The organism is Microbacterium sp. SORGH_AS_0969, from assembly GCF_030818255.1.
Lineage (GTDB): Bacteria > Actinomycetota > Actinomycetes > Actinomycetales > Microbacteriaceae > Microbacterium.
Window position 1 is genome coordinate 1,937,560 of record NZ_JAUTAG010000001.1, and the last position, 14,833, is coordinate 1,952,392.

Annotated in this window: 7 protein-coding genes, 2 rRNA genes and 1 pseudogene; 6 read left to right on the forward strand and 4 right to left on the reverse strand. The window is 65.6% G+C overall.

Translation table 11 applies throughout. The features are described 5' to 3' along the window. Positions 1-19 precede the first annotated feature (19 nt). On the forward strand, positions 20-1,702 hold the full coding sequence (locus QE388_RS08980; RefSeq protein WP_307384860.1) for a glycoside hydrolase family 13 protein: 1,683 nt from the start codon (positions 20-22) through the stop codon (positions 1,700-1,702). A gap of 386 nt (positions 1,703-2,088) precedes the next feature. On the opposite strand, the pseudogene QE388_RS08985 reads toward QE388_RS08980, so the two are convergent. The 4 genes and pseudogenes from QE388_RS08985 to QE388_RS09000 form a co-directional block, all read right to left on the reverse strand. Then, positions 2,089-2,643 (reverse strand): annotated as a pseudogene (locus QE388_RS08985) (glycosyltransferase family 2 protein); the annotation flags it as partial. Continuing rightward, positions 2,640-3,644: a glycosyltransferase gene (locus tag QE388_RS08990; protein WP_307384861.1), complete on the reverse strand. Its 1,005-nt coding sequence runs from the start codon at positions 3,642-3,644 to the stop codon at positions 2,640-2,642. The gene QE388_RS08990 and the pseudogene QE388_RS08985, both read right to left, overlap by 4 nt. Beyond that, complete coding sequence (locus tag QE388_RS08995) at positions 3,641-4,777, reverse strand: glycosyltransferase (RefSeq protein ID WP_307384863.1); 1,137 nt, start codon at positions 4,775-4,777, stop codon at positions 3,641-3,643. Before QE388_RS08995 ends, QE388_RS08990 begins: the two co-directional genes overlap by 4 nt. Next, entirely contained in the window at positions 4,774-5,805 is a 1,032-nt protein-coding gene (locus QE388_RS09000) for a glycosyltransferase (protein ID WP_307384865.1), read from the reverse strand. The genes QE388_RS08995 and QE388_RS09000 overlap by 4 nt, the downstream gene beginning before the upstream one ends. Positions 5,806-5,978: 173 nt before the next feature. Here QE388_RS09000 and QE388_RS09005 point away from each other — a divergent pair, with 173 nt between their 5' ends. The 5 genes from QE388_RS09005 to QE388_RS09025 all read left to right on the forward strand — a co-directional run bounded on the left by QE388_RS09005 (position 5,979) and on the right by QE388_RS09025 (position 14,783). Next, on the forward strand, positions 5,979-6,917 hold the full coding sequence (locus QE388_RS09005) for a WcbI family polysaccharide biosynthesis putative acetyltransferase (protein WP_307384866.1): 939 nt from the start codon (positions 5,979-5,981) through the stop codon (positions 6,915-6,917). After that, positions 6,914-7,885 carry a hypothetical protein gene (locus QE388_RS09010; protein WP_307384867.1) on the forward strand — a complete coding sequence of 324 codons (972 nt, stop codon included), beginning with the start codon at positions 6,914-6,916 and terminating at the stop codon, positions 7,883-7,885. Before QE388_RS09005 ends, QE388_RS09010 begins: the two co-directional genes overlap by 4 nt. Next, entirely contained in the window at positions 7,882-9,186 is a 1,305-nt protein-coding gene (locus tag QE388_RS09015; protein WP_307384868.1) for a glycosyltransferase family 2 protein, read from the forward strand. Before QE388_RS09010 ends, QE388_RS09015 begins: the two co-directional genes overlap by 4 nt. A 542-nt stretch (positions 9,187-9,728) precedes the next feature. Beyond that, positions 9,729-11,250 (forward strand): 16S ribosomal RNA (locus tag QE388_RS09020). Positions 11,251-11,673: 423 nt separating this feature from the next. Then, positions 11,674-14,783, forward strand: a 23S ribosomal RNA gene (locus tag QE388_RS09025). The 16S and 23S rRNA genes sit together here, the layout of an rRNA operon. The last annotated feature ends 50 nt before the right edge of the window (positions 14,784-14,833 follow it).

Below are 14,833 nucleotides of genomic sequence, written 5' to 3' on the forward strand. Positions count from 1 at the left end.
CCCGAAAGGAACCCCGCACGTGACTACCACCGCCCCCTCGGTGCAGACCCGCGACCTCTCCGACGCCCCCGACTGGTGGCGCCAGGCCGTGGTGTACCAGGTGTACCCGCGCAGCTTCGCCGACACCGACGGCGACGGCCTCGGCGACATCAAGGGCATCACCTCGCGCGTCCCGTACCTCGCGGAACTGGGGGTGGATGCCGTCTGGCTGAGCCCCTTCTACCCCTCGGCGCTCGCCGACGGAGGGTACGACGTCGCCGACTACCGCGACGTCGACCCGAAGCTCGGCACCCTGGCCGACATGGACGAGCTCATCGAGCGGCTCCACGCCCATGGCATCCGTGTCGTCGTCGACATCGTGCCGAACCACACCTCGAACGACCACGCCTGGTTCCAGGAGGCGCTGGCCGCAGGCCGCGGGTCGGCCGCGCGCGAGCGGTACATCTTCCGCGAGGGCACCGGGATCGACGGCTCCGAGCCGCCCACCGACTGGCTCTCGGTGTTCGGCGGTTCGGCGTGGGAGCGCGTCGAAGACGGCCAGTGGTACTTCCACAACTTCGACGTGTCGCAGCCCGACCTGAACTGGTCCAACCCCGAAGTGCGCGCCGACTTCGTGAAGACCCTGCGCTTCTGGAGCGACCGCGGCGTCGACGGCTTCCGCATCGACGTCGCGCACATGCTGACGAAGGACCTCAGCGAGCCGCTGCCCTCGCGGGCCGAGCTCGAGGCGCTGCCCTTCGACGGCAAGCACCCCCTGATCGACCGTGACGACGTGCACGAGGTCTACGCCGAGTGGCGTGCGGTGTTCAACGAGTACGACCCGCCGCGCACCGCCGTCGCCGAGGCGTGGGTCCACCCCTCCCGCGTGCCGCTGTACGCGAGCATCGAGAGCTTGGGTCAGGCTTTCAACTTCGATCTGCTCGAGGCCGATTTCGATGCGGGGCAGTTCCGCCGCATCGTCGCCGACAACCTCGCGCTCGCCGCGCAGTCGGGTTCGTCGACGACGTGGGTGTTGTCTAACCACGACGTCGTCCGTCACGCCACCCGGTACGGGCTCCCGGATGCCGAGCGCGGAGCCGACGGTCGCCCCACGCTCAAGCACGGCAACGAATGGCTGCTCTCGGGCGGCCAGTCGCCCGCCCTCGACGCCGCGCGCGGCGAGCGCCGGGCCCGCGCCGCCGCGACGTTCGTGCTGGGCCTCCCGGGATCCGCGTACCTGTACCAGGGCGAGGAACTGGGGCTGCACGAGGTGGCCGACATCCCCGACGCCGACCGGCAGGATCCGACGTTCTTCCGCAGCCCAGGGATCGACCAGGGTCGGGACGGATGCCGCGTGCCCCTGCCGTGGACCGCGGACGGCCCCGCGTTCGGCTTCGGCTCGACCGGTGCGCACCTCCCGCAGCCGGAGTGGTTCGGTACCTACGCGGTCGATCTGCAGGATGGCGACCCCGCCTCGACGCTGTCGCTCTACCGCCGCGCGCTCGACCTGCGCCACGAGCTGCAGACCGACGAGCAGTTGGAGTGGATCGACACGGGCCGCGATGACGTGGTGGCCTTCGAGCGTCCGAACGGCTGGACCGTCGTGACGAACTTCGGCACCGAGCCGGCCGCGCTCCCCGCGGGCGAGGTGCTTCTGTCGAGCACCGCGCTCGAGGGCGACACGCTCCCCGCCGAGACGACGGTCTGGCTCCGCCGCGCCTGACCCACCGCCCGCGGGAGCCCCGCACCCCTTTCCGGGCGCGGGGCTCTCTCGCGCGCCACTCTCGTCGACTGTCCAAGACACGCCGTAACTCCCCGCGCGGTTACGGCGTTTCTCGGACACTCAACCGCGATCCGTGCGCACCCACGCCTCACCCCGGCGCTCGATCGCGCCGGCCGCGGCAAACGCGTCGAGCCACCCGCCCATCGGCCACTCGCCCCACCGCTCATGGAACCTTGCGCGCCGTTGCGCAGGATGTCGTCGAGGTGCTGCCACGGGGGAGAGGACACCGGATGCCACTGGTGGAACGCATCCGCCCCACCGATCCAGCGCATCTCGACGCCTCGCTCGCGCGCCGTCCACGCGAGGTCGGTGTCCTCGGCGCCGTACCCCTCGTAGCCGGGGTGGAACCCGCCGATCCGCCGCCAGGTCGCGGGCGTCACCGCGAACGACAGTGACCAGAACAGGTCGTACTCGGCGGCGGTCGCGGTGCGCGCCTGACCGAGAGGAAGCGCCGGTCGCGCGCGGTGCGGGCGCCGGAGAAACGGCAGGTCGGAGGCGCTTCCCGGGCGCTGGACGCTCGCGAGATAGGTCACCGGGCCCGCCAGGAGAGCGGCTGGATCCGTCCGCGCCGCCGCCCGGTACGCGGGCAGCAGCTCCGGACCCGGCAGGCAGTCCACGTCGAGGAAGACGAGCAGCTCGGCCCCTGCGTCGCTCGCCCGCTCGGCGGCACGATTCCGCCCCTCGCCGACCCTGATTCCCCGGGGTCCGGGCGGCACGTGCAGCGTGTGGGTCCCGACATCCCGGATGCCATCCGGCAACGTCTCGTCGAGCCAGGCCTCCACCCGCACGATGTCGTTCGACACCTCGGCGAGCACTCGCCGTTGACGCTCGAGATGCTCGCGCCTGGCTGCGGAGGCGACCGTGATCACGGCGGTCCTCACGGCAGCATCCCCTCGATCGCCGCAGCCATCCGCGTCGCGGCCCCCGAGACCTGCCAGCGCGTCCAATCGGGGTCGTCGTCTCCGGCTCGCTCGATGACCGAGGCCAGTTCAGCGGCCGAAGCGGCGGAGTCCGCCGTTCGCGCGAGTCCCGACCTCTCGAGAGCGTCCGCGGTGGCCCGCTGTTCGTCGAAAGGTCGGTCCTGGGCGATCACCACGGCTCGAGCCCCGGATGCCGCGAGGTCCGCGACACTGTTCTGCCCGGCCGCGCTCACGACCACCGTGCTCCGACAGAGCAGCGGCCACGGATCGTCGACACGGGCGTGGTCGTCGTGTCCTATGGAGCGGACATCCCATCCGCCGGCCGAGAGTCGGGTGGTGAGCTCGGTGTGGACGGCGGGGTCGAGGATGTGTCCGAGCAGAAGAACCGCCCGTGGCTCGCGGGCGTTCTCGCGTGTGCGTGCGTCGAACCGCGAGATCCCCCCGGTCCAGACGACGCGATCGGCATGCGCCGTGAGGCCGGGGGTCGACACCGCGCCGTGCGGCCACGGCGCCACGATGCGATCCGCCAGTCGGTAGGCGAGGGCATGCGGAGCGTCGGTCCGCGCGCCCGGCTGGGTCACCGCGACGGTGCGCAGGCCCAGGAGGCGAGCGAGAGCGACGACCTCGGCACTCACGTCGACGACGAAGGCCCCGAGGTGTCGCTCGGCGGCGACGCGGGCGATCGTCGCAAGTCGGGCGCGATGTCCGGGATGATCGTGCGGGGCCCAGTGCAGCGCCCCTCGTGCCGTCGGATCCGCGCTGCGCGGGTCGAGGACGGTACCGTCCGCGGTCTCGACGGCATCGGCATCCGGGGGTAACTCCACCCATTCGACCGCGGGGTCGAGTCCGGCGGGCCGCGTCGACGACGAGAACGCCACGACGGGAACCCGCAGGTGGGGCTGTACGGCGAGGAATCGAGCGATGTGCCCGAAGCCGTGGTGGTGGACGTACCAGCCGATCACCACGACACCGCCGGCGCGCGTCGCGCGGCGACGGGCTGAGCGGTGTGCGACAGCACGCGCTCCACTTCCCGGTAGCGCTGCGCGAGAGAGTGCTGCCGCACCGCGGCCCGCCGCGTCCACACCCGGGTCAGGGGCTCGCGCGCGCCCCGGGCGGCGAGCTCGGCCGCGGCCTTCCCGAGCGCGACGACGTCGCCGGGTGTGACGGTCGCCGATCCCGGCATCCCCGCGAGCACCTCCGACACCCCGCCGATGTCGAACGCGGCGACGGGGGTGCCGGTGGCCAGCGCTTCGGCGATCACCAACCCGAACGGCTCTTCCCACATCGGCGTCACGAGGGCGACCGCCGACGACCCGACCAGGCGGCACAGATCGGGCTGGCGCAGCGGCCCGACGTAGCGCGCGTGCGGTCCGAGCCGGGGCACGACCTCCTGCTCGAAATAGTCGACGTCGCCGATCCGCCCGGCCAGCACGAGGTGCGCCCCGACGGCGCGCGCCGCTTCGATCGCCAGGTGAGGAGCCTTTTCCGGCACCACGCGACCCGACCACACCCACGAGGGTCCACCGTCTCCGCGCGTCCACTGTTCGGTGTCGATGCCGTTCGGGAAGACGAACGCGTCGACCCCCTCCACCGACCACGCGCGTGCGGTCGCCTGGCTGACGGCGACGAAGCGGTGAGCGCTGTCACGCACCTGCCCGGCCGCTTCGAGCAGCGGTTCGAGGGGAGGGGTGTGCAGGGTCGTGACGACCGGGATCTCGGCCTCTCGGCTCCACCGGATCGGCGCCGGATGAAGGCTGTGGTTGTCGACGACGTCGTAGAGGTGGCGGTCGGCGATCAGTCGATCGCGCGCGGCCTCGAAGGCTGCGTCGACGGCCCCGGCGTATCCCAGGGGATAGTCCGTGTCCGACGACTCCTCGGGGCGCGTCCACGCGGGCGTCGGCAAACGGAACTCGGGCACGTCGCCGAGGTAGTCCGATCCGTCCGCCGCGCACAGCGTGACGTCGTGGCCGCGCGCTTGCAACCACCGCACCCGGTCCCAGACGCACGCCTCCAGCCCTCCTGCGTGGGGCTGGCGCAGCGGATAGCGCGACGGCGCGACGACGAGGACGCGCAGCGGACGCGACGCGCGGCTCATGCGGCGTCCGTCGTCTGGAGAGCCCGGCGGTAGATCTCGAGGTGTGCGGCGCGTATCCGGTCACGCTCGGCGGATCGCTCGCGACGTCGCCGAGCGACCTCCTCGGCGCGCCGCTGCGATCCGGATGTCGACCACGCCGGTGCCGTGGCATCCGTGATCGCCCGCGCGAGCGAGACCGGTTCCCCCACGGTGAACGCGTGGAAGTCGTCCGGGTGTTGCGCCGAGATGTGACCGACGCGCGTGCCGATCACCGGTACCGCGAGGTCGAAGCACAGCTCCGCCCACCCCGATTGCGTGCCGTGCCGGTACGGCAGCAGACATGCGTCGAGGTCGGCGAGCCAGCTCGCCAGCGCGTCGTCGTCGAGACGGTCGCCGCGTTCCCACACCACGCCGTCGGCTTCCGAGGCGAGTCGATCGATGGATGCCGCCGCCTCCGCGTCGCGGACGCGCTCGTTCATCCGCACGACTGCCTCGACGCGCGCGCCCTCGGCGCGGAGGTCGGCGATCGCGCGCACCAGAGTCGCCACGGTGCCCACCCCGTCGATGTTCGGTCGCAGGTCGCGCAGGTGCACGCCCACCCGGGTCGTCGCGTGTGGCGTACCGATGGGCGGGTCGTCCGTGCCGAGGAGCGTCGGGTGCGGGACGACGGTCGTCGACCGGCCGTACACGCGGCGCACCTCGGCGTCGGCGGATTCGGTCAAGGTGATCAGCTGGTCCGCCGCGGCCGTCAGGACGGCGAGCGACGCGCGATGGGCGTCCTGCGATGCGAGCTGAGGGTTCTCCAGGTCGTGGACGGTGTACACGAGCGGACGCCGGACCCACCGCAGCGCGGCTACGGTCTCTGCGAGGTCGTCCGGGCTGTACGACTCGATCCCGAAGTGCAGGTGCACGAGGTCGAACTCCGCCGCGTGTGCTTCCAGCCAGGCCGGGAGCAGGACCTGCGGCGGCCACCACTGGCCCTCGGGCGAACCGGGGACCGCGGGGTCGCTGAGCAGGGTCACCGCGTGGCGGTCCGTGACGGCGTCCACGTACGGATGCGACGACGGCACGGCGGCCACCCGGATCGGGGGGATGGTGGGGGCGTCGATTCTTTTTCCTCCTCGTGCAGCGGCTTCGTCGGTGCGCGTACCGCATCGACGGAGACATCGCAATGCAACGGGGCGGTTGGGACGACGACGGCACCGACGGATACGTTCACAGCATGAGCGGCGACGAGGGTGGCAAGACGAGCCTTGCGGACCACGGCGGGACGGTGATAGCGCGCCGTCGCCACTACGCGGAGTTCTTCGGCGAGGCCCCGCTTCCCGCCCGCTTCGGCGTGGTCGTCGGCAACTGCCAGGCCGAGTCCCTGCGTCTCGTGATCGCCTCCGACGCGCTCCCCACCATCCGGGTTCCGGCCGTGCACGAGCTCACCAAAACCGACGCCGTGCGCCTGCATGACGTGCTCGCGCGGGCCTCGTTCCTCGTCGCACAGCCGGTCCGTGACGATTACCGGGGCCTCCCGCTCGGCACCGCGCAGCTGCGGGCGTCCCTCCCGAGCGGTGCCCGCGTGGTCCTCGTCCCCTCGATCCGTTACGCCGGTCTGCACCCGTTCCAGGTCGTGCTGCGCCTCCCCGGTTTCGAGCCCGATCCGCCGCTGGTCGCCTACCACGACGTGCGCCTGCTGGCCGAGGCCGCGGGCCTTCCGGTCGCCCGCGAGCTGCCGGCGGAGTCCGTACGCGAAGTCGCTGCGGACTCGATCGCCGAGCTGCGACGGCGTGAGGCGCTCGGCCTCGACGTCGCGGCATCCGACCTGTTCACCCCCGTCGTCGCCGACCTCGCCCGCACGGTCAACCACCCCGGCAACGCCGTCTTCCTCCCTCTCGGCGAGCGGGTGGTCGCGGCCCTCGGCGCGCCCGGACGAGCGGTCGATCCCGGGCGTCCGATCCTCGCCGGGGTGCGCGCCCCGCTCGAGGAGTGGGTGGTTGATGCCTGGAACCTGGATGCCGAGCCCCAGCCCGACTGGACCGTCGGGGGCGAGATCCTCCCCACCGCGACCGTGTCCGAGGCCCACCGCGCCTGGTATGCCGAGCGGCCGGAGTTCGTCGCCGCTGCCGTCACGCGCATCGCCCCGCTCCTGCACCGCTGGCGGGCGGCGTGACGGCCCCGGTCCTCCTCGTCCACCCCGGCCCTCACGGGGTCGCGGTGTACGGGCGTGACCTCGCCGACGCGCTGACGGATCTCGGGGCCGATCCTCGGGTGATCGACCCGGCGGAGATTTCATCCCTCACCCCGGGAACCCCTGTTCACGCGCAGATCACCGACCGGCTGTGGGGAACGTCGCCCGAGGACGCGACCGAGCACGTCCTGGCGCTGGCCGCCCGTCATCCGCTGACCGTGACCCTGCACGACGTTCCGCAAGCCTCGGATGGGGAGCGCAACCGGCCCCGCAGGCGAGCGTTCTACGCGGCGGTCGCCCGAGCGGCACGGGCGATTGCGGTCAACAGCGAGCATGAGCGCGCGTTGCTCGATGAAGAGGGCGTGTGGAGCGGGCCCGTCGCCGTGGTGCCGCTTCCCGTCACCGCGCACACGCTGTCGACCCGTCCCCGACTCGACGACGCCGTGGGGGTTCTGGGGTACTTCTACCCGGGCAAGGGACACGACGAAGCGCTCGCCGCGACCGTCGCGGCGGGACTGCCCCGGCTTCGCGTACTCGGGCGAGCATCGGACGGTCACGCCGACGAACTCGACGCCTTCGTCCGGCGCGCCCGCGATCTCGGGGTGACGACCGAGGTCACGGGCTGGCTCGACGACGCCGAGATGGCGGTGCAGGCACGCACGGTCGCTGTTCCGGTGATCGCCCATCGGCACGTCTCGGCGTCCGGGTCGCTGGCGTCGTGGATCGGCTGGGGCCGTCGACCCGTCGCGGTTCGGAACCGCTACGTCGACGAGATGTCTGCGCTGCGTCCGGGCACACTGCGCTCCGTCGAACCGGAGGCCCTGCCGGCTGCGATTCGTGAGGCTTTCGACGACCCGTCCTCGACCTGGCACGGCGTCGACCCCATCCCGTTCGATGGGGCCGAAGCCGCCCGCACGTACCTCCGGTGGTGGGCCGAGGTGCTCTCATGAGCGCACCCGGGTGGGTGGTCGGCAACCGGTGGGACGACGTCGCGGACGCACCGTCACGCCTCGCGCGGGTGAGCGTCATCGTGACGCACTACGACCAGCAGGCCGAGCTCGACCGGACGCTCCTCGCGCTGTCGCGTCAGGACTATCCCGCGCATCTCGTCGAGATCGTCGTCGCCGACGACGGCTCTCCCTCCGCGCCGATCGTGCCTCCGGGCGTCCGGGTCGTGAGCCAGCCGGACCTCGGGTTCCGGGCCGCCGCCGCGCGGAACAGGGGAGTCACCGCGAGTACGGGCGAGATCCTGTGCTTTCTCGACGCCGACACGGCGCCCGAGCCGGGGTACGTCCGAGCGATGACGCGCCTGCCCGGGCTCCTGCCCGAGGCGGTCACGGTGGGGCGACGCCGGCACGCCGCCCTCGCGGGGACCGACCCCTCTGCGCCGATCGCCGAGATCGCTCCGACCGTCGAGCTGCCCGAGCCGCAGTGGCTTCTCGACGCATACGCCCGCACCGAGAACCTCCGGCTCTCCGACGACCGCAGCTACCGGTACATCATCGGTGCCGTGATGGCCTGCTCACGCGCGATGTTCGACGACGTCGGAGGATTCGACGAGAGCTTCTCGTCATACGGCGGCGAGGACTGGGAATGGGCCCACCGCGCGTGGCAGGCCGGCGCCGTCTTCGCGCACATTCCGGATGCCGTCGCCTGGCATGACGGACCTGAGTGGGCCGAACGACCGGGCGTCGATCGCGCCCGCGAGGGCAATGCGCAGACACTCACGCTCGCCGACCTGATCCCCGTCGACGGATCCTCCGGTCGCGGCCTGCTGCCCAGAACCCCCGACCTCGCCATCCACCTGGACGGAGAGTTCGCGCCGGCGGCGACCTTCCTGTGCGTCGACTCGGTCCTCGAAGCGTTCCCTCGTGCAACGGTGATCCTGGATGCCACCCCCACCGTGCCAGTCCTGACGACCGACCCGCGGCTCGTGGTGGGGAACATCCCCGACGCTCGCGTGGTGCTCCGGCTGACGCAGCCCGTCGTCGTTCTCGACGCCGACGAACTGCGCGAGCGGCTCGCGAGGCTCGGACAGGGAGACGAGGGGCGTCTCATCGTCCGGTCTGCGGACGGGACGGCCATCGGCGAGGCGACCTCGCGTCGGGCGCGGCGCCGTGAGGAGCGATGGCACGGAGCCGTCGGGTTCACGACGGGCACCGTCGTGACGAACGGAGTACTTCCCGTGCGCGACGAGCCGCACCTCGAGTCGTGGGTCGGCCGATGGGGCGGTGTCGAGCGCTGGACCTGAGATCCGCGTCTTTCCGCGGTTTCGGGGGTGCGACACGCCCGGGCGGTGGTGTGGATTGGACGAGTGCGCGGGATCCGCGTAACTTATTACTTGTTCGCCCCACAGGGGAGAGCGGAGCGGCCGAAAGGCCCCGCGTCCTCTCAAGCGGTGAACCACCCCCAACGCGGCACTTGAGAGTTTCGATTCTCTGGTCTACAGTTGGGATCCTGCCACTCGGCGCCTGTCATCGACACAAGCTCTTCCTCTGGAAGTCTGTTTCGTCGTGTTGACTGCCGTATGTGGCACATATAGAAGTGAACTGCCTCACGGGTAGGTCGAGAGATCGTTTCTGTGGGTGCGTCCGTTCCTTGAGAACTCAACAGCGTGCACTTGTCAAATGCCAATTTATTCCTCGTCGGTCCGTTTTTCGGATTGCGAGAAATTCCTTTGGATCAAAGTCCAACCCTTTGGGGTTGGCATCTGGATAGTCAGTTTTGACTTCCTGTTTGGTCAGATTGAACTCGCTTGTCCCGACCTTATTCCGGTTGGGTGGGCATTTTTCTTTTACGGAGAGTTTGATCCTGGCTCAGGATGAACGCTGGCGGCGTGCTTAACACATGCAAGTCGAACGGTGAAGCCAAGCTTGCTTGGTGGATCAGTGGCGAACGGGTGAGTAACACGTGAGCAACCTGCCCTGGACTCTGGGATAAGCGCTGGAAACGGCGTCTAATACTGGATATGAGACGTGATCGCATGGTCGTGTTTGGAAAGATTTTTCGGTCTGGGATGGGCTCGCGGCCTATCAGCTTGTTGGTGAGGTAATGGCTCACCAAGGCGTCGACGGGTAGCCGGCCTGAGAGGGTGACCGGCCACACTGGGACTGAGACACGGCCCAGACTCCTACGGGAGGCAGCAGTGGGGAATATTGCACAATGGGCGGAAGCCTGATGCAGCAACGCCGCGTGAGGGATGACGGCCTTCGGGTTGTAAACCTCTTTTAGCAGGGAAGAAGCGAAAGTGACGGTACCTGCAGAAAAAGCGCCGGCTAACTACGTGCCAGCAGCCGCGGTAATACGTAGGGCGCAAGCGTTATCCGGAATTATTGGGCGTAAAGAGCTCGTAGGCGGTTTGTCGCGTCTGCTGTGAAATCCCGAGGCTCAACCTCGGGCCTGCAGTGGGTACGGGCAGACTAGAGTGCGGTAGGGGAGATTGGAATTCCTGGTGTAGCGGTGGAATGCGCAGATATCAGGAGGAACACCGATGGCGAAGGCAGATCTCTGGGCCGTAACTGACGCTGAGGAGCGAAAGGGTGGGGAGCAAACAGGCTTAGATACCCTGGTAGTCCACCCCGTAAACGTTGGGAACTAGTTGTGGGGACCATTCCACGGTTTCCGTGACGCAGCTAACGCATTAAGTTCCCCGCCTGGGGAGTACGGCCGCAAGGCTAAAACTCAAAGGAATTGACGGGGACCCGCACAAGCGGCGGAGCATGCGGATTAATTCGATGCAACGCGAAGAACCTTACCAAGGCTTGACATATACGAGAACGGGCCAGAAATGGTCAACTCTTTGGACACTCGTAAACAGGTGGTGCATGGTTGTCGTCAGCTCGTGTCGTGAGATGTTGGGTTAAGTCCCGCAACGAGCGCAACCCTCGTTCTATGTTGCCAGCACGTAATGGTGGGAACTCATGGGATACTGCCGGGGTCAACTCGGAGGAAGGTGGGGATGACGTCAAATCATCATGCCCCTTATGTCTTGGGCTTCACGCATGCTACAATGGCCGGTACAAAGGGCTGCAATACCGTAAGGTGGAGCGAATCCCAAAAAGCCGGTCCCAGTTCGGATTGAGGTCTGCAACTCGACCTCATGAAGTCGGAGTCGCTAGTAATCGCAGATCAGCAACGCTGCGGTGAATACGTTCCCGGGTCTTGTACACACCGCCCGTCAAGTCATGAAAGTCGGTAACACCTGAAGCCGGTGGCCCAACCCTTGTGGAGGGAGCCGTCGAAGGTGGGATCGGTAATTAGGACTAAGTCGTAACAAGGTAGCCGTACCGGAAGGTGCGGCTGGATCACCTCCTTTCTAAGGAGCATCTGGCACGGATGGCCTTCGGGTTGTTGGTGTCCAGGCGCCGGATCAGACCGAATGTGTCTGCCGGTTAGCTCATGGGTGGAACATTTGATGAGGTGTCAGGGACGAAGGTTCCGGGTTTAGTACGTGGCTTGCCACTGGAACGGTTCGGGTTGGAGTGTCTGATACATGCACGCTGTTGGGTCCTGAGGGGCCGGGCGCTGATCGCGCTAGTCGTGTGGCTGGTGGTGGTTGGTGGCTGTTTCCTTGAGGGCCTGTCTCGGTGCCGGTGTTCCGGTGGCTGGGGTGGGTACCGCCCGTACTTTGAGAACTACACAGTGGACGCGAGCATCTTCCATGCAACTCTTCGGGGTTGTGTGGTGTAGATGATCTTAAAGATCATTAGTCAATTTTTTGACGATTCAACTCATGTGATTTCAAGTCTTTAAGAGCAAACGGTGGATGCCTTGGCATCTGGAGCCGAAGAAGGACGTAGCAATCTGCGATAAGCCTCGGGGAACTGATAAGCGAGTTTTGATCCGAGGGTGTCCGAATGGGGAAACCCCGCCAGGGCGCGTGCGTACCTGGTGACTCCCGCCTGAATATATAGGGCGGGTAGAGGGAACGTGGGGAAGTGAAACATCTCAGTACCCACAGGAAGAGAAAGCAACAGCGATTCCGTGAGTAGTGGCGAGCGAAACCGGAAGAGGCTAAACCTAGCGTGTGTGATAGCCGGCAGGCGTTGCATGTTGGGGGTTGTGGGACTTTTCTGATTGTTCTGCCGAGCAGTCGACGTGACAAGAGGGTATAGACGAACGGTTTTGAATGGCCGGTCATAGAGGGTGCGAACCCCGTAGTCGAAATGCCTGTTCTTGGCGTGAAGAGTATCCCAAGTAGCACGGGGCCCGAGAAATCCCGTGTGAATCTGTCAGGACCACCTGATAAGCCTAAATACTCCCAGATGACCGATAGCGGACAAGTACCGTGAGGGAAAGGTGAAAAGTACCCCGGGAGGGGAGTGAAATAGTACCTGAAACCGTTTGCTTACAAACCGTTGGAGCCTCCTTAGTAGGGGTGACAGCGTGCCTTTTGAAGAATGAGCCTGCGAGTTAGCGATACGTGGCGAGGTTAACCCGTGTGGGGTAGCCGTAGCGAAAGCGAGTCTGAATAGGGCGATTCAGTCGCGTGTCCTAGACCCGAAGCGAAGTGATCTATCCATGGCCAGGTTGAAGCGACGGTAAGACGTCGTGGAGGACCGAACCCACTTAGGTTGAAAACTGAGGGGATGAGCTGTGGATAGGGGTGAAAGGCCAATCAAACTTCGTGATAGCTGGTTCTCTCCGAAATGCATTTAGGTGCAGCGTTGCGTGTTTCTTGCCGGAGGTAGAGCTACTGGATGGCCGATGGGCCCTACAAGGTTACTGACGTCAGCCAAACTCCGAATGCCGGTAAGTGAGAGCGCAGCAGTGAGACTGTGGGGGATAAGCTTCATAGTCGAGAGGGAAACAACCCAGACCACCAACTAAGGTCCCTAAGCGCGTGCTAAGTGGGAAAGGATGTGGAGTTGCTTTGACAACCAGGAGGTTGGCTTAGAAGCAGCCACCCTTGAAAGAGTGCGTAATAGCTCACTGGTCAAGTGATTCCGCGCCGACAATGTAACGGGGCTCAAGCACGCCACCGAAGTTGTGGCATTGACATTTTTGGTAGGCCTTCGTGGTCCAGCCGTGTTGATGGGTAGGAGAGCGTCGTGTGGCGAGTGAAGCGGCGGGGTGACCCAGCCGTGGACGCTACACGAGTGAGAATGCAGGCATGAGTAGCGAAAGACGTGTGAGAAACACGTCCTCCGAAAGACCAAGGGTTCCAGGGTCAAGCTAATCTTCCCTGGGTAAGTCGGGACCTAAGGCGAGGCCGACAGGCGTAGTCGATGGACAACGGGTTGATATTCCCGTACCGGCGAAGAACCGCCCAAGCTAATCCAGTGGTGCTAAGAGTCCTAGCTCAGAATGTTTCGGATCCCTTCGGGGTGATGATCGTCTGTGTGAACGCTCGACCCCATGCTGGTGCGGCTAGCGTATTAACAGGTGTGACGCAGGAAGGTAGCCCAAGCCAGGCGATGGTTGTCCTGGTGCAAGTGCGTAGGCCGACTCTTAGGCAAATCCGGGAGTCATTCAGGCTGAGACACGATGCGGATAAAAAGTGGGTGATCCTATGCTGCCGAGAAAAGCATCGACGCGAGGTTCTAGCTGCCCGTACCCCAAACCGACTCAGGTGGTCAGGTAGAGAATACCAAGGAGATCGAGAGAATCGTGGTTAAGGAACTCGGCAAAATGCCCCCGTAACTTCGGGAGAAGGGGGGCCATCCACTTATTAGGACTTGCTCCGAAAGGGTGTGGTGGCCGCAGAGACTAGTGGGTAGCGACTGTTTACTAAAAACACAGGTCCGTGCCAAGTCGCAAGACGATGTATACGGACTGACGCCTGCCCGGTGCTGGAAGGTTAAGAGGACCGGTTAGCCGCAAGGCGAAGCTGAGAATTTAAGCCCCAGTAAACGGCGGTGGTAACTATAACCATCCTAAGGTAGCGAAATTCCTTGTCGGGTAAGTTCCGACCTGCACGAATGGCGTAACGACTTCCCAACTGTCTCAACCGCGAACTCGGCGAAATTGCATTACGAGTAAAGATGCTCGTTACGCGCAGCAGGACGGAAAGACCCCGTGACCTTTACTACAGCTTGGTATTGGTGTTCGGTGTGGCTTGTGTAGGATAGGTGGGAGACGTTGAAGCATTCACGCCAGTGAGTGTGGAGTCATTGTTGAAATACCACTCTGGTCACTCTGGATATCTAACTTAGGACCGTGATCCGGTTCAGGGACAGTGCCTGGTGGGTAGTTTAACTGGGGCGGTTGCCTCCCAAAATGTAACGGAGGCGCCCAAAGGTTCCCTCAACCTGGTTGGCAATCAGGTGGCGAGTGTAAGTGCACAAGGGAGCTTGACTGTGAGACTGACAGGTCGAGCAGGGACGAAAGTCGGGACTAGTGATCCGGCAGTGGCTTGTGGAAGCGCTGTCGCTCAACGGATAAAAGGTACCTCGGGGATAACAGGCTGATCTTGCCCAAGAGTCCATATCGACGGCATGGTTTGGCACCTCGATGTCGGCTCGTCGCATCCTGGGGCTGGAGTAGGTCCCAAGGGTTGGGCTGTTCGCCCATTAAAGCGGTACGCGAGCTGGGTTTAGAACGTCGTGAGACAGTTCGGTCCCTATCCGCTGCGCGCGTAGGAAGTTTGAGAGGATCTGACCCTAGTACGAGAGGACCGGGTTGGACGAACCTCTGGTGTGTCAGTTGTTCCGCCAGGAGCACCGCTGATTAGCTACGTTCGGGATGGATAACCGCTGAAAGCATCTAAGCGGGAAGCCGGCCTCAAGATGAGACTTCCATACCTTCGGGTGAGAGGCTCCCAGCCAGACTACTGGGTTGATAGGCCGGATGTGGAAGCGTAGTAATACGTGAAGCTGACCGGTACTAATAAGCCGATGACTTGATAACACACCGTTTTTGGTGCTTGCGTCCACTGAGTGGTTCTCGATGTACGGTCG

Coding starts and splice junctions, on each gene's coding strand:
- QE388_RS09015 (WP_307384868.1), top strand. CDS start 7,882: ATGAGCGCACCCGGGTGGGTGGTCGGCAACCGGTGGGACGACGTCGCG.
- QE388_RS08995 (WP_307384863.1), bottom strand. CDS start 4,777: ATGAGCCGCGCGTCGCGTCCGCTGCGCGTCCTCGTCGTCGCGCCGTCG.
- QE388_RS09005 (WP_307384866.1), top strand. CDS start 5,979: ATGAGCGGCGACGAGGGTGGCAAGACGAGCCTTGCGGACCACGGCGGG.